Origin of the sequence: Pantoea sp. B65, assembly GCF_047308185.1 — a bacterium.
Classification (GTDB): domain Bacteria; phylum Pseudomonadota; class Gammaproteobacteria; order Enterobacterales; family Enterobacteriaceae; genus Erwinia.
In genome coordinates this window covers 98,638-120,039 of record NZ_JAHXPU010000017.1, presented here as the reverse complement: position 1 = coordinate 120,039, position 21,402 = coordinate 98,638, and the positions used below count along the sequence as shown (strand labels likewise).

The window sequence follows — 21,402 nt, the reverse complement described above, 5'->3', positions numbered from 1 at the left end:
ACAAAAAATATTATTTCAGCGACCGTTCCACCAGCGACGCCCAGATACCAATGCCGGGAGCGATCAGGTCGTCATTAAAGTCGTAGCAGGCGTTGTGCAGCGAAGCCGATGGCGTGGCGCCGTCCGCCCCCAGCCAGCAATAGGCTCCCGGACAGGCTTCCAGCAAATAAGCAAAATCTTCCGCCGCCATCGAAGGCGGATGCGTGCCATCTACCCGGCTGATGCCGGCAGTATGCTCCGCCGCATCGCGTAGCCGCTCAGCCTGAGCGGCATGGTTGCGGGTCACCGGGTAGCCATACTCCCAGCGTACGGCGCCGCTTACGCCATAAGCCACCGGCACCGACGCCACATACTCTTCAAGCAGGCGCCAGCAGGTTTTACGCGTTTCATTACTCAGGCAGCGCAGGGTGCCGGAGAGTTGCAAAGTATCCGGAATCACATTGATCGCTTCGCCAGCATGAATTTGCGTCAGACTGATCGCTACCTGCTCCAGCGGGGATAAACGGCGTGACACCAGCGTTTGCAGCGCCATAATCAGTTGCGCGCCGGCCACCAGCGGGTCGGCGCCTTTTTCCGGCATCGCCGCATGGCACCCTTTGCCGGTCAGGGTGATAGCGAAGTTATCCTGTGAGGCCATCATTGCGCCAGAGCTGACCACCACCTCTCCCAGCGGCAAGCCCGGCCAGTTATGCAGGGCATAGACCTCCTGCATCTGGAAACGGCTAAACAGCCCGTCCTGCACCATTAAACGACCGCCGCCGGCATTCTCCTCCGCCGGCTGGAAGATAAAATGCACCGTGCCATGGAAACGGCGTGTCAGGCTTAAATAATGCGCGGCCCCCAGCAGGATCGCCGTATGACCATCATGACCACAAGCATGCATGGTGCCGGGATTGACCGAGCGATAGTCAAACTGATTAGCCTCCGCGATTGGCAGCGCGTCCATATCGGCACGCAACCCGATTGCCGGCCCGTCACCGTTGCGCAGCGTGGCGACAATACCGGTGCCCGCAATGCCGGAATGCACTTCCAGGCCAAAGGAGAGCAGCAGTTCGCGGATTTTACTGGCGGTCTGATACTCCTGCAGACCGATTTCCGGATGCGCATGAAATTCCCGGCGCCAGCCAATAGCCTGTTGAATAATACTTTGCGGGATCACGGCGATAAGCCCTCGGTTTATTTAGCATCTTACAGCAGAGAGAAACTAACCCCATATAATTATATGAGGCTGTATATATTGATTAGCATTAAGTTATAAATAAAAAATAGCTTGTGTTATTTCTTGCCAATATAAATACGCGCCAGACCTTCTTTGGTGACTTCAACCGCATGTTCCGCACTTAAGGAAATATGTTGTTCCATCAGCACTACCCCTTTTTCCACATCACGCTGACGTAACGCGGCAATAATTTCCACATGCTCGTCATAGGCATTATTTCTGCGCACCGGGGTTTCCAGATCGATACGCCGGAAGAAACGACTTAATGAGTTCAGGCTTTCCAGCATTTCATACAGTCGGCTATTGCGCGAGATACGGGCGATTTCCATATGGAACTGCTCGTCAATTTCCGCGATGCTGGCCCACTCTTCCGCACTGCGTTCTTTGCCCTGCTGCTGGCTGACGCTCTCCCAAATCGCCGTGGTTCTGGCAATCTCTTCATCGCTGGCGCGCAGACAGGCGAAACGAAAGGTCGCCTGTTCAATGATCATGCGTACTTCATACAACTCCCGCACGCCTTCAGGGGTAAGGTCACGGGAATAAAACCCGCGGTTAGGGACAAAGTTCATAAAGCCATCCTGCGACAGACGATTTAGCGCCTCGCGGATCGGGGTACGGGAAACACCCAGCTGGCTGGAGAGCTCCATCTCATTCACCCGCTCGCCAGGCCGGAAATGGTACTCAATCGCCAGTGACTTTATCTTTTCATACACTTTGTCCACGCTGTCTGCACTGCGTGAGGTTTTTTTCGCAACTACCACACTGCCCCCTTCGCTGCTGGCGATTAATAATCTCATCCCCTGCGGAATATATTAAGCAGCATTTTTAACGGATAAAATGAGTTGATGTTTTCATTCAAGCACAGCGCAAATGATAACTCAACACAAAATTGCATACACTTCTGCATGCAGATTTAGCCCCTGAGACACAACTGTTTTTTATAACCACCCCGCCTTTACGACACAGCAAAAATCCCTCTGCACCATAACAATGCAGCGCTGCGCTAAAATGGTGATAAGTGTATTCACTTGTAAACGCAGTTGACGATACACTTACCTAAAAATATCGACGGAATAATTAAAAATTGCATTTTTATTTATTTCCTTTGTTGATTGTATTTATTCACAATTTATCCCAGCGGCCTGCTATCACCATCAACTCCCCCTCCCTGTCAGCGGCGCAACTGGTACACAACTTGCTTAATACACAAGTGTATGCACTTCTACATTCACTTTAGTGCATCCGCTTTTGCCAGCACCAGGGTAAACCGGCCCCCACGGGCTTGGTTTAACTTTTACCGGCCTGAAAGCCGGATCCGTAGCGGAGAACCATAATGAAGAGTCGTTTAGGTCAGCGTATTACTTTATCTGCTTTAACTGGTATCAGCCTGTTGGCTTCCATTCACGCCGCGATGGCTGATGTCAGTCTTGGGGCGATTCTGCCGTTAACCGGCGCCAGCGCCAGTATCGGTGAAGATCAGCGCCGGGGCATTGAACTGGCGGTAGAAAAAATTAACGCCAGCGGCGGTGTGAACCAGCAACAGCTGAAGGTGATTGTGGAAGACTCTGCCGGTAGTCCGGTGACCGGGCTGAATGCGGTGAGAAAACTGACCCAGGTGAATAAGGTTCCGCTGGTAGTAGGCGATTTCTCCTCCAGCGTCACCATCCCGGTCGGGCAGTATCTGGTTAAAAACCAGCTGCTGCATATCAATATTTCCGGCACCAGTACCGATGTGCGCAAGATCGGCAAAACCTCTTACAGCGTCATCGGGCTGGACGATCTGTCGGCGCGATTCTCGGCGGAAGATGCCTTTAACCTCGGTTACCGTAAGGTGGCTTTTGTCGCACCGGATGGCGCCTACGGCCAGGGTATGGCGGAACAGTTCAGCAAAGCGTTTGAAAAAGTGGGCGGCAAAGTGGTGGCGAAAGTGCTGTATACCAGCGGCCAGCCCTCTTATCGCCGTGAGCTGGAGCAGATCTCGCGCGCCCATCCTGATGCGTACATCTATACCAGTTACGGTCAGGACGCCATTGTTCTGAACCGCGAAGCCTGGGAACTGGGTCTGCACCAGACGCCATGGTATGGCATGTATCTGACCATGGCGGTTGCCGACTCACCGGCGCAGTACACCAATGGCCAGCTGGGGATGGAAGTCGCCGGCACCGCCAAAAATAGCAACGGCGATTCCAGCCAGAGCTATACAGAAAACTATCAGAAAACGTTCCATGAGAAGCCGCGCTCAGTCTACGGCAGCTACGCCTATGACAGTATTATGCTGGCGGCAGCGGCCATCGATAAAGCCCACAGCGCCGCACCGGCGGCGATGATCGCCGCCATGCAGACCGTGGCGCCGCAATATACCGGCATCACCGGCACATTAAATCTGGATGCGGATAATCAGCGTCAGACACAGCCCTATCTGAAAACCAAAGCACTTAACGGTGAGCCTGTCGCACGCTAACAGGCCGGTTGTTGCATCACCGTGACGCAAGGTCACGCTGTTCAGGAAAACGTTATGTTTCAGTTTCTTATTGATACGTTAATTCGTACGGCTGATTTGTCGCTGGTTGCGCTGGGTTTAAGCCTGGTGTACGGACTGGTGCGCTTCGCCAATATTGCCCACGTGCAGTACGCCATGGTCGGGGCATTCCTGACCGCTGGCGGTCTGCAACTGGGCATGCCGATCGCCGTGGCGATGCTCTGTTCGGCGCTGCTTTGCGGTCTGCTGGCGATGTTGCTGCATCACTGGGTGTTTCAACCACTGTTAAAAGCCAGTGCCGCCAATGCGATGATTGGCTCTCTGGCGGTATCGATGGTGTTGATCGCGTTGATATTAGGCGTCGAGGGATCGGCGCCGCTCAGCTACCACCAGCCGATCGGCGAGATCTGGCTGGTGGCTGGCTCGCGTATCTCCGGCGATGAGATCTGGAGTCTCGCCGTGACGCTGGTGATTGTCATCGCCTTTAGCGGCCTGATGTTCTATACCCCACAGGGACGCTCGATTCGCTCCCTTGCCAGTAACCGCGATCTGGCGGCGGCCTCCGGCCTGAACGCCAGCGCCATCATCCACTCGGTCAATCTGATCGCCGGCATGATGGCGGCGGTTGGCGGCTCAATGATTGCCATGAATGGCAGCGCTTATATCAATCAGGGAAACGATCTGATGCTGCCGGTACTGGCCGCCGCCATCCTCGGAGGTCTGGGTAATCCGATGGGGGCGATTCTCGGCGCGCTGCTGATCGCCTTCACCGAAACCCTGGTCACCAGTCTCGACTGGGGATGGCTGTTCGGCGGCGAAATGCTGTTTATTCCTGCCACCTGGATCAATGCCTCCTCTTTCGTGATGCTGTTGCTGGCCTTGTTGCTGCGTCCATATGGTCTGTTTAATCGCGAGGTGCGCCGTGTCTGAGTTTCTGCTGCATATTATTTCTATTGCCGCTATCTATGCGATTGTCGCGCTGGCGCTGAATCTGCAGGCGGGCTACGCCGGGCTGCTTAACTTTGGTCATATCGCCTTTGTTGGTATTGGCGCCTACGCCGTTGGTATCGGTTGCCAGTTTGCGTTGTCGCTATGGCTGGTGATCCCCGCCGGTATTCTGCTGTCGCTGCTGGTTGCCGCGGCGATGGCGGCGCTGGGTCGTCAGCTCTCCGCTGATTACTGGGGTATCGCCACCCTGGCGCTGGCGGAGATCATCCGCATTGCGGTGACCAATGAGGATCAACTGACCGGCGGCGCGCAGGGAATTGGCGGCATTACCGCGCCCTGGGCCAGCGGCGATCAGGCTGGCGACGGCGTGATTTTCGCCGTGCTGATCCTGCTGGCGCTGCTGGTCAGCACCGTGGTTTCCCTGCGTTTCGCCAGTAGCCGTTTTGGCCGCGCCTTACGCTTAATGCGTGAACAGCCGCAGCTGGCAATCTGTATGGGTTATGCGCTGCCGTGGCTGAAATGCCGCGCGCTGATGTGCAGCGCGGTGATGTGCGCCGCAGCGGGAATGATGCTGGCCTGGTACACCAACTATGTCAGCCCGGACTACCTGCTCTCTTCGGAAACCTTTCTGATCTGGAGCATGGTGATGATTGGCGGTATCGGCAATGTGCGCGGCGTGTTGCTTGGGGTGCTGCTGGTTGAAGGGCTGTACAACTTTATTCCCTTCGCCAAAGACTACCTGCATATCAATTCTGACCTGACCGGCGCCTTGCGTCTGGGGCTGGTTGGGCTGGTGATGCTGATCTGCCTGCTGGCGCGTCCCGGCGGCTTGCTACCGGAAAAGTTGAGGATATTACCATGACCACACTGCTCAACGTTGCGGCGATCGGTAAAGCGTTCGGCGGCAACCGGGTACTCGAATCGGTCTCATTCAGCCTGCAACAGGGAGAAATTCTCGGTCTGCTGGGGCCGAATGGTTCCGGCAAAAGTACGCTGTTAAATACGATTTCCGGTTTTACCGCGATTGATAGCGGCACCATCACCATGGGTGAACAGCGCATCGACAACCTGCCGACGCATCGCATTATCGAAGCCGGGATTGCCCGTACCTTTCAGTTACCGATGATGCCGGAAAAAATGACGGTGCTGGAAGTGATTATGGCGGCAGGCACCCGCCACCACGGCTTATGGAACGGGCTGTTATCACTCTCCTCGGGCAGACGTGCCGAACAGGAAGACCGGGCCAGGGCGCAACAGTTACTGGAAACCCTGCTGCTGACGCGGGTGAAAGATCTGCCGGCGGCAGCGCTCTCCGGCGGGCAGAAAAAACTGCTCGGTATCGCCTGCGCCATGATGGGTAATCCGTCGATTCTGATGCTTGATGAACCGATGGCTGGGGTACACCCGCAGCTGCGTCAGGAACTGGTGGAAACTCTGGTCAGCCTGAGCCAGCAGGGTATCTCGCTGTTGGTGATTGAACACGACATGCATTTTATTAATACCCTCTGCCAACGCTGCATCGTGCTGGATCGCGGGAAAATTGTCGCCAGTTGCCGCCCGGACGAGCTGGCGGAAAACCAGCAGGTGCTGGAAGCCTATCTCGGGCAGGGCACTCACAGATTACGGGAGGCCGTATGATTACGCTGAACCAGGTGATCGCCGGTTACACACCCGGCATTGATATTTTGCAGGGTATCTCCCTGACGGTGGCGGAGGCAGAAATCGTTACCCTGCTTGGCCCCAACGGCTGCGGCAAATCGACGCTGCTGAAATGCATCGCCGGTTTTCTGTCGCCACGCAGCGGCAGCGTTGAAATTAATGGTCAGGATACCAGCAATATCCCAATCCACCGCAAGATCCGTGAGTGCGGGCTGGGCTTTGTACCGCAACTGGACAATGTGTTCAATAACCTGACTATCGCGGAAAACCTGCAGACCGGCGGGCAATTTCTGCCCCCGGCACAGCGGCGGCGACGCATGGCGGAGCTGGCCGATCAATACCCGTTACTGCGCAAAAAATGGCGCGCCCCGGCTTCGGCGCTATCCGGCGGCGAGCGGCAAATTCTCGCCCTCACCCGGGCGTTAATGCCCAACCCTTCGGTGTTGCTGCTGGATGAACCCTCTGCCGGGCTGTCGCCAAAAATGCTGCTGGAGGTATTCAGCGCCATTCAGACCATTCGCCGTCAGGATAAGGTCACCATTCTGATGGTGGAACAGAATGCCATGGAAGCGCTGCATATCTCTGATCGCGCCTGGGTACTGGCACTGGGCAAAGTGGCGATGAGCGGCAAAGCACAGGATCTGCTGAACGATCCGCGGATGCGTGAACTCTATTTCGGCGGACGCGCCGCCTGATATGACTTGTTTAAAGGAGACCAGGGTATGAATCTTAACCCGGTAATCGATCACGCGGTGATCAATGTCGATAATCATCTCGATACGGCGGAGAGCCTGTTTCGTCGCATGGGTTTTCAGCTATCCGATCGCGGCCACCATTCCATGGGGTCGAGCAATCATCTGGCGATTTTTGGCGAAAACTATCTTGAGCTGCTGGGCTACGAGCCACAAAAAGCGACCGGAGCAAGAGGTTTATGGCAGGCGCCGCTGGGTCTGGCGGGTCTGGTGTGGAAGACCCACAATGCCGGGGATACCTACCACTATCTGCAGACGCTGCAACTTGACGGCGGGCCGCCGGCAGCCTTCAGCCGGCCGGTGATACTGCCGGATGGACAGACGATGGATGCGCGCTTTTGCATTACCCGGCTGGCAGAAGATGCCATCCCGAATGGTTTTAGTTTTTTCTGTCAGCATCTGACGCCGGAGGCTGTCTGGCAGGATGCATGGCGCCAGCATCCGAACGGCGTGCTGGATATTACCGAGTTTGTGATTATGGCGTCGCAGCCGGCGCAGGCTGCCGCGGTATACACCCGCTTATTTGGCGACCGCAGCCAGCAATGCCCGCCGACAGACAGTTACCGTCTGCAGGCCGGCGCCAGCTGCCTGCGTATCATTACCCCGGCGGCGGCCAGCGCTGAATTCGGCGCGGTCCCAGCCGGTGACTATCAGCGCCCGCGCATGGTGGCATTAGCTTTCCGGGTGGCCTCACTGAACAGACTGGAAGATTATCTGCTCAGCGGCGGAGTCGGTTATCAGCGAAAAGAGGGGCAGATTGTGATTACGCCAGACAGCGCTTTCCATGTTGCCCTGCGTTTTCAGCAATAACTCAGGCATCAGCAGGATGCTTCAGGGCGTCGGTTTCTGGCCCTGAATAAACGCCGCCAGTCCCTTGATCTGCTCATCGCTCAGATTCGCTTTCGCCCGTGCCGCCGCCCCGGTGCCGCCACTATCACGCAGACGGGTCATCCCCTCGATGGCCTGTTGCTCTGACAGGGTGATCAGCGGCGGGACTTTGTTATTAAACGCCGCTTTCTCCGCCTTGCGGCCATGACAACCGGAACAGTCGCGCTGATACTGACGGGCATAATCCTCAGGCGCCGCCAGCAGCGACGCCGAAAACAGCAGCCCCAGAGCCAGATATAAATATTTCATCACCCCTCCCCGGCCAGTTTACGGAAGGTCGCGGTCAGCGCCTCCTCATCACGTGCTCCCTGATGCATATCGATAACCCGCCCTTGCGCGTCAATCAGAAACGACGTCGGCGTGCCAATCACCTGATAACGCTCCTGGGTAATTTTCAGCTGGTCGCGTACCACCGGATAGGTGATATGGTGTTTCGCCAGCAGCGGCTGAATATCCACCGCATCGCTATCGGTATTTATCGCCACCACCACCAGCTTATCGCCCCACTGCTGACTCAGTTTTTCTAAGCTGTGCATTTCCGCCAGGCACCCGCCACAGCTGGCAGACCAGAAATTAAGGTATACCCCTTTTCCCTGCCAGCGGTCGAGGGAGGTCTGGTTGCCCTGCGCATCAAAGGCGGCCAGCGCCGGCGCCGTCGCGCCCAGCGTCAGCTTTTCCTCTTTGCAGCCAGCCAGCAACACCAGTAACAGTAACAATCCTTCACGCCAGCGCATGTTGATTTCGCTCCTCGCCGAGATATTTGCCATGTTGCAGGCGGATCACGCGGTCAGCAAACTGACCGAGCGCCGGGTTATGGGTAACCATAACGATAGTGCTGCCCTGACGGTGTAAATCTTTCAGCAGATCCAGCACGCGCTGTTCGTTATCTTCATCCAGATTACCGGTCGGCTCATCGGCAAAAATCACCGGCGGTTCGTTTACCAGCGCCCGGGCGATGCAGACACGCTGCTGTTCGCCGCCGGAAAGCTGGCCTGGCAGATGAGTGACGCGGTGTTCCATCCCAACCTGCGCCAGTACCGCTCTGGCTGCCGTTTCATCCGGCACGCTGTGGTAATGCTGCGCCAGCATCACGTTTTCCAGTGCGGTAAGAAAGGGGATCAGGTGAAACTGCTGAAACACCAGGCCAATCTTTTCGGCACGGAAACGACGCCGGCCTTCTTCATCCAGCCCCGCCGCATCAACGCCATCAAGCAGTACCTGTCCGTCGCTGACGGTATCAAGGCAGGTAAGAATATTCATCAGCGTGGTTTTCCCGGAGCCGGAAGCCCCCATAATCGCCACGAATTCGCCACGGGCGATGCGCAAATTAATATCGTCGAGGGCAGTAATGTCGCCAAATCGTTTATATAAATGCCGGGTTTCAATCACCAGATGTGGGATGCGCACAATGGACATAGCGCTACTCTCCTTTAAGAACTTTTGCCGGCTCTACGCTAACCGCGCGCCGCACCGGGACGATGGCCGCTAATGCGGCGACTAACAGAGACAGAACCAGCGTAATCGGCAGTACCGGCAAACGCAGTGCAATGGTGGAATTAAACACCGTCATCCCCAGCAGCTGCGCCAGTAAGTAGCCGGCCAGCCAGCCGCACAGCACCGCCGCCAGCGCAATCACGCCGGTTTCCGCCAGCATCTGACGAATAATGTCGCCGTGGCTGGCGCCGAGGGCTTTTTGCAGAGCAAACTCTTTTGCGCGTTCGCCAACAATCGCCATCAGTGTGGTATTCACGCACAGCGATGACAGAGCAAGGATCACTATCGAGACCAGCCCCATCAGTCCTTTAATTTTGTCCAGCACCTGCCCTTCCGCTGCGGATACTTTGCGGATCGGGCGGATCTCCAGCTGCGGATAACGCTGTTGCAGCTGGCTGGCAAAACGCTCCACCTGACCGACATCGTTGTTAACGCTGAGCAGCGCATGACTGAGCTGCCCGCGTTGATGCAATAAGGTCTGCGCCAGAGCGAAATTCACGATCAGCATGTTATCCGTGGCGTCGCCCGCCTCGACAATGCCTTTAATCCGCAGTTTTTTCTGCCCGTCGTCATTGATCAGGGTAAGCGTGTCACCCACTTTCAGATTGAGACGTTGCGCCAGTTTGACGCCAATCATCGCGTTGCGATCGTCAAAATTGACACCGACCCAGCTGCCGGTCACCTGCCAGTAAGGGACTAAGCGCGGAAGGGATTCAAACCACGCGCCCATCAGCACCACTTTTTCCAGCTCGGTACGGGTCATCCCGTACAGCCAGGGGCTGGCCGCGTTGATTAACCCCGCCGGCGCTTCCTCAAGCACCGGCTGCAGCTCGCGCTCGGAGAGACTTTTGCCATGCCCCGGGCCAATATAGAAATTAGCGCCGAAGGTACGCAGCTCTTCGCTCATCTTGGCATTGATATCGAAATACACTGCCGACAAAGCAGTAACAATTGCCGCGCCGACGGTCAGCGCCGCGAAGACCACCATTACCCGCTGCATACGCAAACGCAGGGCGCGCCACACCAGCAGCCATAGCATCCCGTGCTTAGCGCCCATACAGCACCTCCACCGGATACAACCGCGCAATACGTCGCGCCGGGAACCAGGTGCCAATCAGTGAAATCAGCACCGCCACCACCAGCACACAGGGGATCACTACCCAGGCAAAATTCAGCGGGGCGTCAAATAACATCAGGCCGATGGCTTTCGCCAGTCCCCAACCGGCAATGCAGCCTGCGGCGCCGCCGAGAACGCCACTGCTGGCCGCTTCAAGATAAAACAGCAGCATAATTTGCCACTGCCGGGCGCCGAGCGCCTTCATCAGACCAATCTCTTTCGCCCGCTCCATAATGGTACTGGTCATCAGCGAGGCGATACCCATGGCCGCGGCCACCAGCGCCGCGAGGGTGACGACCGCCAGTAATAACTGAATTTTGTCGATCACCACCCCTTCTGACGCCGCCACCTGCCAGATAGGCCGCACCACCGAACCGGAGATCGCTTCCTCCAGTTGATGCGCAATCGAAGAGACATAAGCGGTGCAGTACCAGAGGTCGTACTCTTCCGCATTCAGCGCATCAAGATTTTCGCGCGCGCGGCGCGACAGTTCATTTTCCGGCACCGTCAGCGCGGAGACACGAATCGCCTGCACTTTACCGCTAAGCCCGAGCAGCGACTGGACGATACTCAACGGCATTACCAGCTGATTATCCTCGTCACTACCGCTGGTCAGTATCCCGCTGATGGTCACCTGCTGGCTGGCTTTCTCGCCCTGCAACTGCAAAATATCGCCCGCTTTCCAGCCAAAGCGCTTCGCCAGCGCGTGGCCTGCCAGCATCTGCGGCTGCCCGGCCACCGGCTCCTGCGGCCAGCTGCCGTTTACCTGCCAGTAAGGGCTGACCGCCTGCTGTCCGGTGCGATAGTCATCCTCATCCGGCACGTTAACCGGCTGATTGAAAAAAGTGCCCAGCACGCTGACCGGCTGAGCGTTAACCGTGACTTCCCCACTGAGCAAAGGCGCAAACCCGACAATATTGTTGCGCCAGAAAATGTCCTTGATCGCCGGCAGTTCACCCTCGTCGAGAAAATCCTGCCCGGACAGCGGGTTACTCTGTTCGCTAAACAGCGCCGGTAACGCCGCCTGTCCGGCCGGTTCAATCAGAATGTTCGCCCCGTAGGACTTCAGTTCGCGCGACATTTTGTCACCGATATCAATCGACACCGCCAGCAGCGCGGAAATTAACCCGGCGGCGAGAAACACCGTCAGCACGGCCAGCGCTTTACGGCGTAAATTGCGTCCCCAGGACTGGCGCAGCATTCGCCACAGCATGGTTACTCCTCCTTCCCGCCGGGGACAAATTGCTCTGGCGTCGCGCGGAAACGGTTGTAATTCGCCTCCGAAGCGAAGAACCAGGTTTTGCCCGCATAGCTGTATTTATACTCCGCCTGCACATTGGTCAGCGACGCACCGTTTACCGGATCGGTAACCTTCAGCGTGACCACCGTCGAGAAGTAGTTTGCCCCGGCCGCCAACGCGGCTTGCGGGATGGTCAGCTCATGCTCACTGGTTTGCCAGCCATCAATCGGCACCGGATTACAGCCCCCGGCTTTGCCAATCGACGGGATAAAGATGTGGACGCCGCAGGCCACGCAGATAACCTGGTTGCCTTCCATCACATAACCCTGATCGCCGCACAGCAGACAGGCATCAAAGACCACGCCGGGACGCATTCTGTCCGGATAACGATTGATGACAAAAAAGCGTACCGCTTTACCGTCGTCAGCGATCCACACAAAACGGTGTAACTTGCCATCACGCACCTGATCCAGCGGAATATGGACCTGACCATCCGCCGCCAGCGTAACCGGCTGCGCTTCTGACAGGCGTGGCGGCTGCGATGCCACCTGATCCCAGTATCCCTGCCCGGCGGCGATAATCAGCGCACAGCACAGGGTGGTGAGTAACAGTCGTCTGGCGCCCAGATAGCGGGCGCAGGCCAGCCGTCGCGCCACCGGCCCGGACGTGACGGCTACTTCACGGCGGCGCGCGCGCAGCGTCGGCCACCAGCCAGCCGCCAGTAGCAGCAGTAACAAGGCCCCAGCCCAGTTAAATAACGACGCGTTGTTGGTGACATGCGCCACGAAACTCAGCAACACTTTGGTTAATGGCATGACCTGCAGTTTCATCAGCAACAGCAGCAGGTCGCCAGAGATCGGCAGCAGCAGCAGAACCACCAGCAGCAGCGCCAGCGGCCAGCGCGTCCAGCTGAGGCGACGCAGCAGCATCGCGGCCAGCACCGCGGCCAGTATCAGCAGCGCAAACGCCAGCGTCAGCGCGGTAATATTCAGCAGCAGATCGGTATTCAGTACGTGTGTGGAGGTGATCGCCCCGAGATTTGGATCCTGCACCCAGCGGCGGGCCGCGCCGATGATCAGCACCGCCTGCCAGAAGTAGCCCAGCCGTGGCGCTGACCGGCTACAGGTCAACAGAAACAGCAGCAGCAACAGGATTTCCGCACCGACCAGCCCAAGCTGTAGCGGCTGAGAGCCGGTCAGATGCAGGCCGGTCCACATGCCGCCCGCCAGCGCCAGCGCGAAGTTCCACACCAGCGGACGCAGTGTGGCCTGGCGATGACTCCAGTTCACCCCACACAGCAGAGCAACGCATAAAAATGCCTGCAGGGTAGTGATAAAAAAATAACTCATAACATCAACTCAGCGCGGCACAATAGCCAGCCATTGCAATGGATACTGCTTTGACCGGGTGACGGTTACCCCGGCACCCGGGTCAGTTGCGCCCGGGGTGGCGATCAATTCAGACCGACGTACTTAAATTCGTAGCTGACGTCGAAGGGTTTCCACCAGCGACCGACGCCGGTCTCGCTGTCAGTATGACGATGCATACCCGCTTTAGACGGCGGATCAATGTGGTAGGTCACTTTGTAGTTACCCACGCCCATCATTTTGATGTTAGCCCCGTAGTGTGGACCGTCGCTGGCCACCATCGGCATAAAAGTCCCTTCCTGTTTCGCGCCGGTATCGGTATTCACCAGGGTGTAATTGATGGTGAGGAACGGAACCCACTCACCGGCGCCAAAACCGTTTTTATTCCCTTCTACCGCATGAATATCCGCTTCAAGGTGAACATCCGCCTTCGCCGCCGGCAGGCCCATACCGCGCGGTTCCATATCAATCGGCTGCAGATAGACCGCCGCCAGTTCCATTTCATTCATCTTCACCGGCTCGCCCGCCGGATGTTCTTTAAAGGCAAAAGCGGCTGGTGCAGTTAATATTCCGGCAATCAGCGTGCTGGCTATCAGGCTTTTATTGATGGTCATCAGACATATCCTCGCGTCTTAAAGGAGAAAAAAGTTATGGTTTGCTTTTAAGCATGTCTTGCCCGGAAATCGTTACTCCGCGCCGTTGCATTACCCACAGGGCAAGCAGCGCAGCGACCAGTAACACAGCCTGCGGCAACAGAGTTTCTACATACGGATAAATGCCAAGCCAGCTGATTTCAGGCATTCCCGCAATCAGCGTTGGTTGAAAAAGTTTGCCCTCGACCAGTTCCAGTACCCCTTTTCCGGCAAAAACAAAGGCCATCAGGTACATAAAACTACCGGTAAACATAAAGAAGGGTTTCAGTGGCAGTTTGACCACCGAGTAACGCATTACCAGCCAGGCGATCAGCAGTACCACGCAGCCAATAGCAAAACCCGCCGCAATCGCCAGATGGCCGGAAGTGCTGGTGGCATCACCAACCAGCGCGTAATAGAACAGTACCGTTTCCGCCCCTTCGCGATAGACGGCAAGAAAACTGGTCAGCCATAACCCCATCAGCGAGCCGCGGCCAAGGGAGTTGGAGAGTTTGCCTTCCAGCCAGGCTTTCCAGTGTTGTGCCTCCACTTTTGACAGCAGCCAGTAGCTCATAAAGAACAACATAACCACCGCAATCAGCATGGTAAAACCTTCCAGCAGCTCACGGCTGGCGCCGGAATTGGTAAACAGCAGCTGGAAGATAACCGCAGTGAACACACTACAGATCAGCGCCGCCAGCACTGACTGGCGAATCAGCGCCAGCTTGTCTTGCTGGTTGTTTTTCACCAGGTAAGCGACGATAGCCGCCACGATCAGCAGAGCTTCCAGACCTTCGCGGACAATGATCAGCAGGCTATACATCAGCAGACCCCACTGCGTCCCACTACTGTCGCCCAGCAAGGTCAGCGCATGGGTCAAATCGCCGTTCAGAGCGTCGGCTTCCGCCGTCAGCGCGGACTCCGGCTGACCAGCTTTAATCAAACTTACCAGCCGGGTAAAATGACCTTCGAGTGTGGTTTTAAATGCGGCGTCGCGCGAGCCGACTTTATTTTCCATGCCGCTGGCTTCGAACTGGTCAAAATAGGTGTCCTGTACCGCCAGCATCGCCTCCTGCCCTTTGCCCTCGCGATAGAGTGCAATCGCATCCTGCAGACTGCTGTTAATACCGGCAGCGACTTTTGCCCAATCGTTCTGCGTTCCCGCATCTGCGGTGACCCGCGCATTGTCAGTTGGTGGCGCCGTTTGCGGCTGATCGTCACGGGTGGTTGGCAGGCCGGGCAGCAGATCCGCAATATTCTGCAGCAGATCGGTAACCCCGTAGGCCACCTGATTGAGGTTGTCCGCTTTGGCCGTCAGATCAATCAGTGCGGTGAACTGCTGATTAATGGCGGCGGCCAGCTGAGCGGAGCGATTCTGCCGCACCGACATTTCCATTTCGGAGTTTTTAAAGCCCTGATAATGCGCCTGCTGCACACTCTGGCTGGCCGCTGCATATTGTCCGGCCTGATACTGCGTTACCGCCTGAGCCAGCAGGTCGTCGATAGTCTGGAAACTTTGCTGCCAGTAAGGGGCAATCTCACCGTTGTGGTAAGTATCGTGCTGCTGTTCTGCCACCAGCTGATGACCGCCATCCAGCGCCGGCTCCACCTGCCGCAACTCATTTTTCAGCCAGTCGATGCGTTCCTGTACCTCCGCCTGCGACTTCCCCTCGCCGATCATGCGACGAATGTCACCAAAGGCAGTTTCCATCTGATAGCTTTTCTGGGCGGAGAAATTGATGCGGATCGGACCTTCAAGATTTTCAAACACCTCGAAATATGCCATCTGCACCGTGCGACGCGCGTCATTGACCTGCTGTTGCTGATACAGTTTTGCCGTTTCGTCGAGGCGCCCCTGTATGTCATTGATATGCTGTGCATAATCTGTTGCCGGATACGCCATCGCACTCACTAACAGGCAACAGGCGGCAAGGAGGAGTGAACGAAAGTTGGCCACAGGGTGTTCCACTAATATTAATGATATTTATTATCATTACTTTTTTTGTCAGGTTCTGTATATGACCAGGATCATACTCATCGCGAGTTTTGCCGATTGCTGCCGGCACTGAGCGCCGGGAGAAAAAAGCCTGAACCGGCTACCAATCACACTATCGTCATTTGTCACAAAACCTTCATAAATGGAATTTTATATTACAGATTAAGCTGTTACTGGCGATTCATCTGCTTTCGCCCGCGGATGGCGGTTAAAGCCGGTTGCTGGCGGGTCGATATCTGTTACGCGCGCTATCCTGAGCACTTCTCTTTGACCCCGGGAAACATTGACGATTATGAAACTCAACCATCTTACCATCGGCCAGCGACTCGGCTTGCTGGCAACAATTCTGCTGCTGGCCACCCTGTTTGTCGGCCTGCGTGGATTATCAGTTAATGCCGACGGGCTGGCCCATAACCAGAGCATTCTGGCGACGGAAAAGATCATTTCAGACAGTATCGACACCGCACGCAACGCCCAGGTGCAGTTCAAAATTCAGGTGCAGGAGTGGAAGAACACGCTGCTGCGCGGCACGCAGAGTCAGGAGAAATTCCAACAATATAAAAACGCCTTTATCGAACAGAGCCAGAAAACTCAGGCCTTACTGACGACGCTGGGCCAGTTGCTGCCGCAAATCGGTCTCGATGACCGCGCAGTGAACCAGACGCGCGCCCTGCATGCCGAGCTGGAGCAGCGCTATATCGCCGCCTTGCAGCAATACAATATTCAGGACGCCGCCAGCCCGCAGCATGTTGACAAGCTGGTTGCCGGCATCGACCGTGAACCTACGCGGATGATCGATGAGGTGGTCGCCACCACCCTGAAGCAGGCAGAAGTTATCCGCCAGCAGACCGATGTCCGCAACCTTGCACTGTACCAGCAGACCAGGCTGATGCTGCTACTGGCGATGGCATTTGCGCTGATTGCCGGCTTTATCATCACCTGGTGGCTGATTCGCAGCATTACCCGCCCGCTGGCGCAGGCGGTGTCCATCGCCCGCACCGTGGCATCCGGTGATTTACAGACCGCCATTGTTGTCAGTGGTCGCGATGAAACCGCAGAGTTAATGCAGTCCTTACAGGATATGAACAGCAATCTGACGCGGATTGTCGCCGGTGTCAGATCCGGTACGGAAACCATCGCCAGCGCCTCGGTGCAGATTGCCACCGGCAGCCGTGAACTTTCCGCCCGCAACGAAGCCCAGGCCAGTGCTATCGAACAAACCGCCGCATCAATGGAGGAGCTGACTTCCGTGGTAAAAAACAACGCCGATAATTTGCGTATCGCCAGCGATATTACCCGCGGCGCCAGTACTGCTGCCGGTCAGGGAGGTGAAGTGGTGGAACAGGTGGTGCAAACCATGAGTGAAATCAACCAGTTCTCCAACCAGATGAGCAGCATTATTGGGGTGATTGATAGTATCGCCTTCCAGACCAATATCCTGGCGCTGAATGCCGCAGTAGAAGCGGCGCGTGCCGGTAGCGAAGGGCGCGGTTTCGCGGTAGTGGCGTCCGAAGTCCGGGCGCTGGCGCAACGCTCGGCAACCGCGGCAAAAGAGATTGGCAGCCTGATTGATAACTCGGTAACGCGCATTCAGCAGGGCAACACGCTGGTGAAAAGCGCCGGCAGTTCCATGGAAGAGATTGTCGGCAGCGTGGAGCGCGTCAGCCAGCTGGTAGCGACCATCTCAATGGCCAGTAATGAACAGAGCATCGGTATTGATCAGGTAAATGTGGCGATCACCCAAATGGACACCGCAACCCAGCAGAACGCCACCTTGTCGCAGGAGTCCTCAATGGCGGCACAATCGATGCAGCAACAGGCGGAACAGCTGCTTGAAATGGTCAGAGTATTTAAGCTGCGGGAAGAGTGGAGTTAGAGGTTATCGCTGCTTAGTTGTGCCGCCAGTCGCGCCATCTTAGCGGATGGCGCGACTGGCAGGGATTGCGAAGCCATGGCGAATCAGCAACCCGTAATCGGCGATAATCGAAGCGGGTGTGGCAGAGAGTCATCTGTCAGTAGCTTATTTTTATCGGGAAACTCGCCGCATACTGCTGCCCGAGGTTAATTTTTTGCTCTGCCGCCCGGCGATATGCGCACCATACTGGTGCGTACGCCCCGCGCCATGCCTGATTTTACGTCCTTTTGCCACTGGCATAATTATTGCTCGATCCATAATAAGAGCCTCGCTTTTTTATAGGCAGAGGCCATCGCAAGATAATAAAATCGAGGTCACCTGCATGGCACACTACACCCTAAGACAGCTGAAATACTTTGTCTCGGTCGTCGAGCACAATAGTATCGCTGAAGCTTCCCGCCATCTGCATATCGCGCAGCCATCCATTTCTACCGCGATCAAAAGCCTTGAAGAGAGCTTTGATCTGCAATTGTTTATTCGCCACCATGCGCAGGGCGTTTCGCTTACCCCATCAGGCCGTCGCTTCTATGACAAGGCCGCCGACCTGCTGCGCATGTCGTATCAGTTTGAACAGAACACCCGCGCCGATAACGATCTGGTGTCAGGAACCATCTCCGTGGGCTGCTTTGAAACCGCCGCACCGCTGTATATCCCTCAGCTGCTGGCCGGTTTTAAAAAACTCTACCCCGAGATCAGCGTCCAGATCTCCGATGGCGAGCAGCATGAACTGACGCTGGGTCTGCACCGCGGCCGCTTTGATATGGCTATTCTGTATAAGCACGAGCTGGATCAGAGCATCCACGTTGAGCCGCTGAATGCTCCGCAGAAACCTTATGCGCTGTTGCCTGCCGATCATCCGCTGGCGCGACGTAGTAGTATCACGCTGGCGGAACTCAGCAAGGAGCCGATGATCCTGCTGGATGTGGTACCCAGCCGGAACTACTTTATTGATATTTTTAAACAGAAAGGACTGTCGCCGAACATTGCTTTCAGTTCGCCGTCAATTGAGATGGTGCGCTGTATGGTCGGTCAGGGGTTTGGCTTTTCGCTACTGGTCACCAGCCCGTTCCCCGATTTCACCTATGACGGTAAACGGGTAAAACGCGTCAGTATTCGTGATGAGATGGATGGTTCCTGCCTGGTGATGGCGCATCTGCGTCATGCCGAACCGACACGCCCCACCCGACTGTTTATGGATTACTGCCTCGAACAGGATCTGACGCCGAAACACCTTAATCACGCGGCGATCCCTCACCTGTCCGCGGTTTAGGTAAAGCTGCCCGCCTGTAGCCACTGCCACAGGCGTAGCAAAAAGGCATCACACTGCTCCAGTTGCTCAAGGCTGACGAACTCATCCGCTTTGTGCCCCTGCGCCATCGCGCCCGGCCCGCACACCAGGGTCGGCACGCCATGCTGCTGAAACAATCCCCCTTCGGTACCGTAAGCCACAGTTTGCAGGTTCTGCGGCGGCGGTAATAGCGCCAGCAGGGAATCAATCATCGCGGCAGAGCGGGTCTGCAACGCCGGGTAGTGGCTTAAACGGGTAAAGTGGATGGCGCAGTGGGGCGCAATCGCCTGCATCTGCGGCAGTAGTTGCCTGTGACTCCAGGCAATAACCTCATCCACCCGCTGCTGAGCGTCGGTGCCGGGCAGCGTGCGGATTTCAAAATCAAACTGACAGTGGTCGGGGACAATATTCAGCGCTTTCCCTCCCTGAATCAGCCCGGTCTGTAAAGTGGAGAACGGCGGATAAAACGCCAGATTCTGCTGCTGTTGCAACTGCTGCGCCAGCGCCATCAGCTGCTGCATCACCTGCACCGCATACTCAATGGCATTCACCCCCTGCGGAGTATAGGCCGAGTGACTGGCGTGGCCGGTGACCGTGCAACGCATGGCGATTTTGCCCTTATGGCCGGTAACCGGGCGCATTTCCGTTGGCTCACCGACGATGCAGGCCGCAGGTAGCACCGGCAGACCATCCAGCTGGTGTAGCAGGCCATGCACCCCTTTACAGCCCACCTCTTCATCATAGCTAAACGCCAGCCAGACCGGTAAACGCAGGGGGGTGGCCGTCAGCCGCGGCACCAGCGCCAGTACGGCGGCCAGCCAGCTTTTCATATCGGCGCTGCCACGTCCGTATAAGCGTCCGTCACGTTCTGTCAGCGTAAAGGGATCGCTGCTCCACTGCTGCCCGGCAACAGGTACCACATCGGTATGACCTGACAGCACAATCCCGGGGATATGCTGCGGGCCGATTACCGCCAGCAGGTTGGCTTTGCTGCCGCTGTCATCATGGATTAACTGGCTTTCCACCGCGTAACGCGCCAGATAGCGCTGTATATAGTCGATCATGGCGAGATTACTGTGACTGCTGACGGTATCAAAATGAACCAGATCCGCCAGCAATTCGCGGGTAGTGGGATTATTCATCGCCGGGTACGCCATAGCTGGGCGCCTGCGCCGGATTGAGCGCGCGGGTCAGATAGGCTTCGCTTTGCGGCTGCCACTGCTGCCACAAACGCGCCAGCTCGCCAATGGCATCCTGCTGATGCCAGTCAACGCGCAGATCGGTCAGCGGCCAGCTCTCACTACTGACAATCTTCATCCCGGCCGAGTAGATCGGTCCAGCTTCGCCACCCGCCTGTAAACCAGCCTGCAGCGCCTGCACCAGCCGATCTCCCAGCGTCTGCAACGGATCGGCGCCAAATGCGCTGACCATCGCCGCAATCACCGCTTTGTCCGCCAGCATATTCCCCGCCGCCACACAGTGCAGCCCCTGCTGCGCATGGTGAATACCCAGCGTATAAGCACCGGAAAACACCGCGCTGTGCCCCTGATTATCCAGCACCGTTACCTGACGCCAGTCGGCATAGGGTTCTGCCGTCATAACCGCCTCCAGCGCGGCAGCGGCGCTCTCTCCCTGCGCCAGCCGGGCGAGGATCTGCGGACCAAGGGAGGGTAGCGTAACATTCTGACTGGATACCGCGCCGACGCCGCTCATCAGCCACGGACAGCGCGCCGCCACCGCCATACTGGAGGAGCTGAGAGCAATGCCATACTGGCCGCTGCGCGGACAGAAACCGGCGATAGAGAACGTCATGTTATGCCTCCGGGATCACGGCAATCACATCAATTTCCACCAGCCACTGCGGCTGCGCCAGCCCGGAAACCACCAGTCCGGTAGAGATCGGAAACACCCCTTTCAGCCATTTCCCCACCTCCTGATACACCGGCTCGCGATAACGCGGATCAATAATATAGGTGGTGGTTTTGACGATATGGCTAAGATCACTGCCCGCTTCCTCCAGCAGTTGCCTGATGTTTTTCATCGCCTGATCGGCCTGCTTTGCCGCATCCCCCAGCCCCACCAGATTACCAGCAAAATCGGTGCCCACCTGGCCGCGCACATAGACGGTATTACCGGCGCGTACTGCCTGGCAAAGATCGTTATTCAGCGACTGATTGGGATAAGTATCTTTGGTGTTAAACATACGAATACGAGTGTGAGTCGGTTGGCTCATGGCGATCTCCTTGTTGTCACCAGGCGCAGCCAGGCTGCGCCCGCAGAAATTAAAGTTATGGACGCATTATGTTTTCAGACCAGCCCACGCTAAATATGCCGTTCCTGCCTGGCGTTGATCATGAACTTTAGCCGCTGAAACGCACTGCAGGTGCATGGCCTATTTTGGGTGGCCG

At 56.7% G+C, this 21,402-nt stretch carries 21 protein-coding genes; 8 read left to right on the top strand and 13 right to left on the bottom strand.

Translation table 11 applies throughout. From position 1 onward, the window contains the following. Positions 1-10: 10 nt before the first annotated feature. Entirely contained in the window at positions 11-1,165 is a 1,155-nt protein-coding gene (locus JWF83_RS07455; protein WP_413649745.1) for a M20 aminoacylase family protein, read from the bottom strand. Positions 1,166-1,275: 110 nt separating this feature from the next. After that, complete coding sequence (locus JWF83_RS07450) at positions 1,276-1,980, bottom strand: GntR family transcriptional regulator (protein ID WP_413649744.1); 705 nt, start codon at positions 1,978-1,980, stop codon at positions 1,276-1,278. Positions 1,981-2,552: 572 nt separating this feature from the next. Here JWF83_RS07450 and JWF83_RS07445 point away from each other — a divergent pair. The 6 genes from JWF83_RS07445 to JWF83_RS07420 are packed head-to-tail and all read left to right on the top strand — an operon-like array spanning position 2,553 to position 7,867. Beyond that, entirely contained in the window at positions 2,553-3,680 is a 1,128-nt protein-coding gene (locus tag JWF83_RS07445; RefSeq protein ID WP_413649556.1) for an ABC transporter substrate-binding protein, read from the top strand. Positions 3,681-3,734: 54 nt separating this feature from the next. Next, positions 3,735-4,628 (top strand): branched-chain amino acid ABC transporter permease, encoded by an 894-nt coding sequence (locus tag JWF83_RS07440; protein WP_413649555.1) that lies wholly within the window; start codon positions 3,735-3,737, stop codon positions 4,626-4,628. Beyond that, positions 4,621-5,508, top strand: coding sequence for a branched-chain amino acid ABC transporter permease (locus tag JWF83_RS07435; RefSeq protein ID WP_413649554.1), 888 nt, complete (start codon positions 4,621-4,623; stop codon positions 5,506-5,508). The genes JWF83_RS07440 and JWF83_RS07435 overlap by 8 nt, the downstream gene beginning before the upstream one ends. Further along, a complete protein-coding gene (locus JWF83_RS07430; protein WP_413649553.1) occupies positions 5,505-6,284 on the top strand; it encodes an ABC transporter ATP-binding protein in 780 nt (259 codons plus the stop codon). The genes JWF83_RS07435 and JWF83_RS07430 overlap by 4 nt, the downstream gene beginning before the upstream one ends. Further along, positions 6,281-7,000 (top strand): ABC transporter ATP-binding protein, encoded by a 720-nt coding sequence (locus JWF83_RS07425; RefSeq protein ID WP_413649552.1) that lies wholly within the window; start codon positions 6,281-6,283, stop codon positions 6,998-7,000. The genes JWF83_RS07430 and JWF83_RS07425 overlap by 4 nt, the downstream gene beginning before the upstream one ends. Before the next feature lie 27 nt (positions 7,001-7,027). Beyond that, positions 7,028-7,867 (top strand): VOC family protein, encoded by an 840-nt coding sequence (locus tag JWF83_RS07420; RefSeq protein WP_413649551.1) that lies wholly within the window; start codon positions 7,028-7,030, stop codon positions 7,865-7,867. Between the two features lie 21 nt (positions 7,868-7,888). Here JWF83_RS07420 and JWF83_RS07415 read toward each other — a convergent pair whose 3' ends face one another. The 8 genes from JWF83_RS07415 to JWF83_RS07380 all read right to left on the bottom strand — a co-directional run bounded on the left by JWF83_RS07415 (position 7,889) and on the right by JWF83_RS07380 (position 15,698). Beyond that, entirely contained in the window at positions 7,889-8,194 is a 306-nt protein-coding gene (locus tag JWF83_RS07415) for a c-type cytochrome (protein WP_413649550.1), read from the bottom strand. Next, positions 8,194-8,679, bottom strand: a complete 486-nt coding sequence (locus JWF83_RS07410) for a TlpA family protein disulfide reductase (protein ID WP_413649549.1) — start codon at positions 8,677-8,679, stop codon at positions 8,194-8,196. The genes JWF83_RS07415 and JWF83_RS07410 overlap by 1 nt, the downstream gene beginning before the upstream one ends. Then, on the bottom strand, positions 8,666-9,361 hold the full coding sequence (locus tag JWF83_RS07405; protein WP_413649548.1) for an ABC transporter ATP-binding protein: 696 nt from the start codon (positions 9,359-9,361) through the stop codon (positions 8,666-8,668). The genes JWF83_RS07410 and JWF83_RS07405 overlap by 14 nt, the downstream gene beginning before the upstream one ends. 4 nt (positions 9,362-9,365) lie before the next feature. Then, entirely contained in the window at positions 9,366-10,496 is a 1,131-nt protein-coding gene (locus JWF83_RS07400) for an ABC transporter permease (RefSeq protein ID WP_413649547.1), read from the bottom strand. After that, entirely contained in the window at positions 10,486-11,769 is a 1,284-nt protein-coding gene (locus JWF83_RS07395) for an ABC transporter permease (RefSeq protein ID WP_413649546.1), read from the bottom strand. Before JWF83_RS07395 ends, JWF83_RS07400 begins: the two co-directional genes overlap by 11 nt. A gap of 2 nt (positions 11,770-11,771) precedes the next feature. Continuing rightward, the gene (locus tag JWF83_RS07390) at positions 11,772-13,145 is read right to left on the bottom strand and encodes a Fe-S-containing protein (RefSeq protein WP_413649545.1); all 1,374 of its coding nucleotides are present in this window, start codon (positions 13,143-13,145) and stop codon (positions 11,772-11,774) included. 104 nt (positions 13,146-13,249) lie between these two features. Continuing rightward, on the bottom strand, positions 13,250-13,777 hold the full coding sequence (locus JWF83_RS07385; RefSeq protein WP_413649544.1) for an iron transporter: 528 nt from the start codon (positions 13,775-13,777) through the stop codon (positions 13,250-13,252). A 34-nt stretch (positions 13,778-13,811) separates the two neighbouring features. Beyond that, a complete protein-coding gene (locus JWF83_RS07380; RefSeq protein WP_413649742.1) occupies positions 13,812-15,698 on the bottom strand; it encodes an FTR1 family protein in 1,887 nt (628 codons plus the stop codon). Positions 15,699-16,083: 385 nt separating this feature from the next. Between JWF83_RS07380 and JWF83_RS07375 the strand changes: the two genes are divergently transcribed. Next, entirely contained in the window at positions 16,084-17,667 is a 1,584-nt protein-coding gene (locus JWF83_RS07375) for a methyl-accepting chemotaxis protein (protein ID WP_413649543.1), read from the top strand. A gap of 361 nt (positions 17,668-18,028) precedes the next feature. Beyond that, complete coding sequence (locus JWF83_RS07370) at positions 18,029-18,976, top strand: LysR family transcriptional regulator (protein ID WP_413649542.1); 948 nt, start codon at positions 18,029-18,031, stop codon at positions 18,974-18,976. On the opposite strand, the gene argE is transcribed toward JWF83_RS07370, so the two are convergent. Genes argE through JWF83_RS07355 form a run of 3 tightly spaced genes read right to left on the bottom strand, consistent with a single transcriptional unit; the run spans position 18,973 to position 21,227 of the window. After that, on the bottom strand, positions 18,973-20,151 hold the full coding sequence (argE, locus tag JWF83_RS07365; protein ID WP_413649541.1) for an acetylornithine deacetylase: 1,179 nt from the start codon (positions 20,149-20,151) through the stop codon (positions 18,973-18,975). The two genes, JWF83_RS07370 and argE, sit on opposite strands and share 4 nt — an antisense overlap. After that, positions 20,129-20,806, bottom strand: a complete 678-nt coding sequence (locus tag JWF83_RS07360; RefSeq protein ID WP_413649540.1) for a DUF1028 domain-containing protein — start codon at positions 20,804-20,806, stop codon at positions 20,129-20,131. Before JWF83_RS07360 ends, argE begins: the two co-directional genes overlap by 23 nt. A 1-nt stretch (position 20,807) precedes the next feature. Beyond that, on the bottom strand, positions 20,808-21,227 hold the full coding sequence (locus JWF83_RS07355; RefSeq protein ID WP_413649539.1) for a RidA family protein: 420 nt from the start codon (positions 21,225-21,227) through the stop codon (positions 20,808-20,810). Between the last annotated feature and the right edge of the window lie 175 nt (positions 21,228-21,402).

Excerpts from the sequence above, each read along its gene's own strand:
- JWF83_RS07385 (WP_413649544.1), bottom strand. The coding sequence starts at position 13,777 with ATGACCATCAATAAAAGCCTGATAGCCAGCACGCTGATTGCCGGAATA.
- JWF83_RS07360 (WP_413649540.1), bottom strand. The coding sequence starts at position 20,806 with ATGACGTTCTCTATCGCCGGTTTCTGTCCGCGCAGCGGCCAGTATGGC.
- JWF83_RS07390 (WP_413649545.1), bottom strand. The coding sequence starts at position 13,145 with ATGAGTTATTTTTTTATCACTACCCTGCAGGCATTTTTATGCGTTGCT.
- JWF83_RS07445 (WP_413649556.1), top strand. The coding sequence starts at position 2,553 with ATGAAGAGTCGTTTAGGTCAGCGTATTACTTTATCTGCTTTAACTGGT.
- JWF83_RS07410 (WP_413649549.1), bottom strand. The coding sequence starts at position 8,679 with ATGCGCTGGCGTGAAGGATTGTTACTGTTACTGGTGTTGCTGGCTGGC.
- JWF83_RS07440 (WP_413649555.1), top strand. The coding sequence starts at position 3,735 with ATGTTTCAGTTTCTTATTGATACGTTAATTCGTACGGCTGATTTGTCG.
- JWF83_RS07395 (WP_413649546.1), bottom strand. The coding sequence starts at position 11,769 with ATGCTGTGGCGAATGCTGCGCCAGTCCTGGGGACGCAATTTACGCCGT.
- JWF83_RS07400 (WP_413649547.1), bottom strand. The coding sequence starts at position 10,496 with ATGGGCGCTAAGCACGGGATGCTATGGCTGCTGGTGTGGCGCGCCCTG.
- JWF83_RS07415 (WP_413649550.1), bottom strand. The coding sequence starts at position 8,194 with ATGAAATATTTATATCTGGCTCTGGGGCTGCTGTTTTCGGCGTCGCTG.
- JWF83_RS07375 (WP_413649543.1), top strand. The coding sequence starts at position 16,084 with ATGAAACTCAACCATCTTACCATCGGCCAGCGACTCGGCTTGCTGGCA.
- JWF83_RS07370 (WP_413649542.1), top strand. The coding sequence starts at position 18,029 with ATGGCACACTACACCCTAAGACAGCTGAAATACTTTGTCTCGGTCGTC.
- JWF83_RS07430 (WP_413649553.1), top strand. The coding sequence starts at position 5,505 with ATGACCACACTGCTCAACGTTGCGGCGATCGGTAAAGCGTTCGGCGGC.
- JWF83_RS07355 (WP_413649539.1), bottom strand. The coding sequence starts at position 21,227 with ATGAGCCAACCGACTCACACTCGTATTCGTATGTTTAACACCAAAGAT.
- JWF83_RS07405 (WP_413649548.1), bottom strand. The coding sequence starts at position 9,361 with ATGTCCATTGTGCGCATCCCACATCTGGTGATTGAAACCCGGCATTTA.
- JWF83_RS07380 (WP_413649742.1), bottom strand. The coding sequence starts at position 15,698 with ATGGCGTATCCGGCAACAGATTATGCACAGCATATCAATGACATACAG.
- JWF83_RS07420 (WP_413649551.1), top strand. The coding sequence starts at position 7,028 with ATGAATCTTAACCCGGTAATCGATCACGCGGTGATCAATGTCGATAAT.
- argE (WP_413649541.1), bottom strand. The coding sequence starts at position 20,151 with ATGGCGTACCCGGCGATGAATAATCCCACTACCCGCGAATTGCTGGCG.
- JWF83_RS07425 (WP_413649552.1), top strand. The coding sequence starts at position 6,281 with ATGATTACGCTGAACCAGGTGATCGCCGGTTACACACCCGGCATTGAT.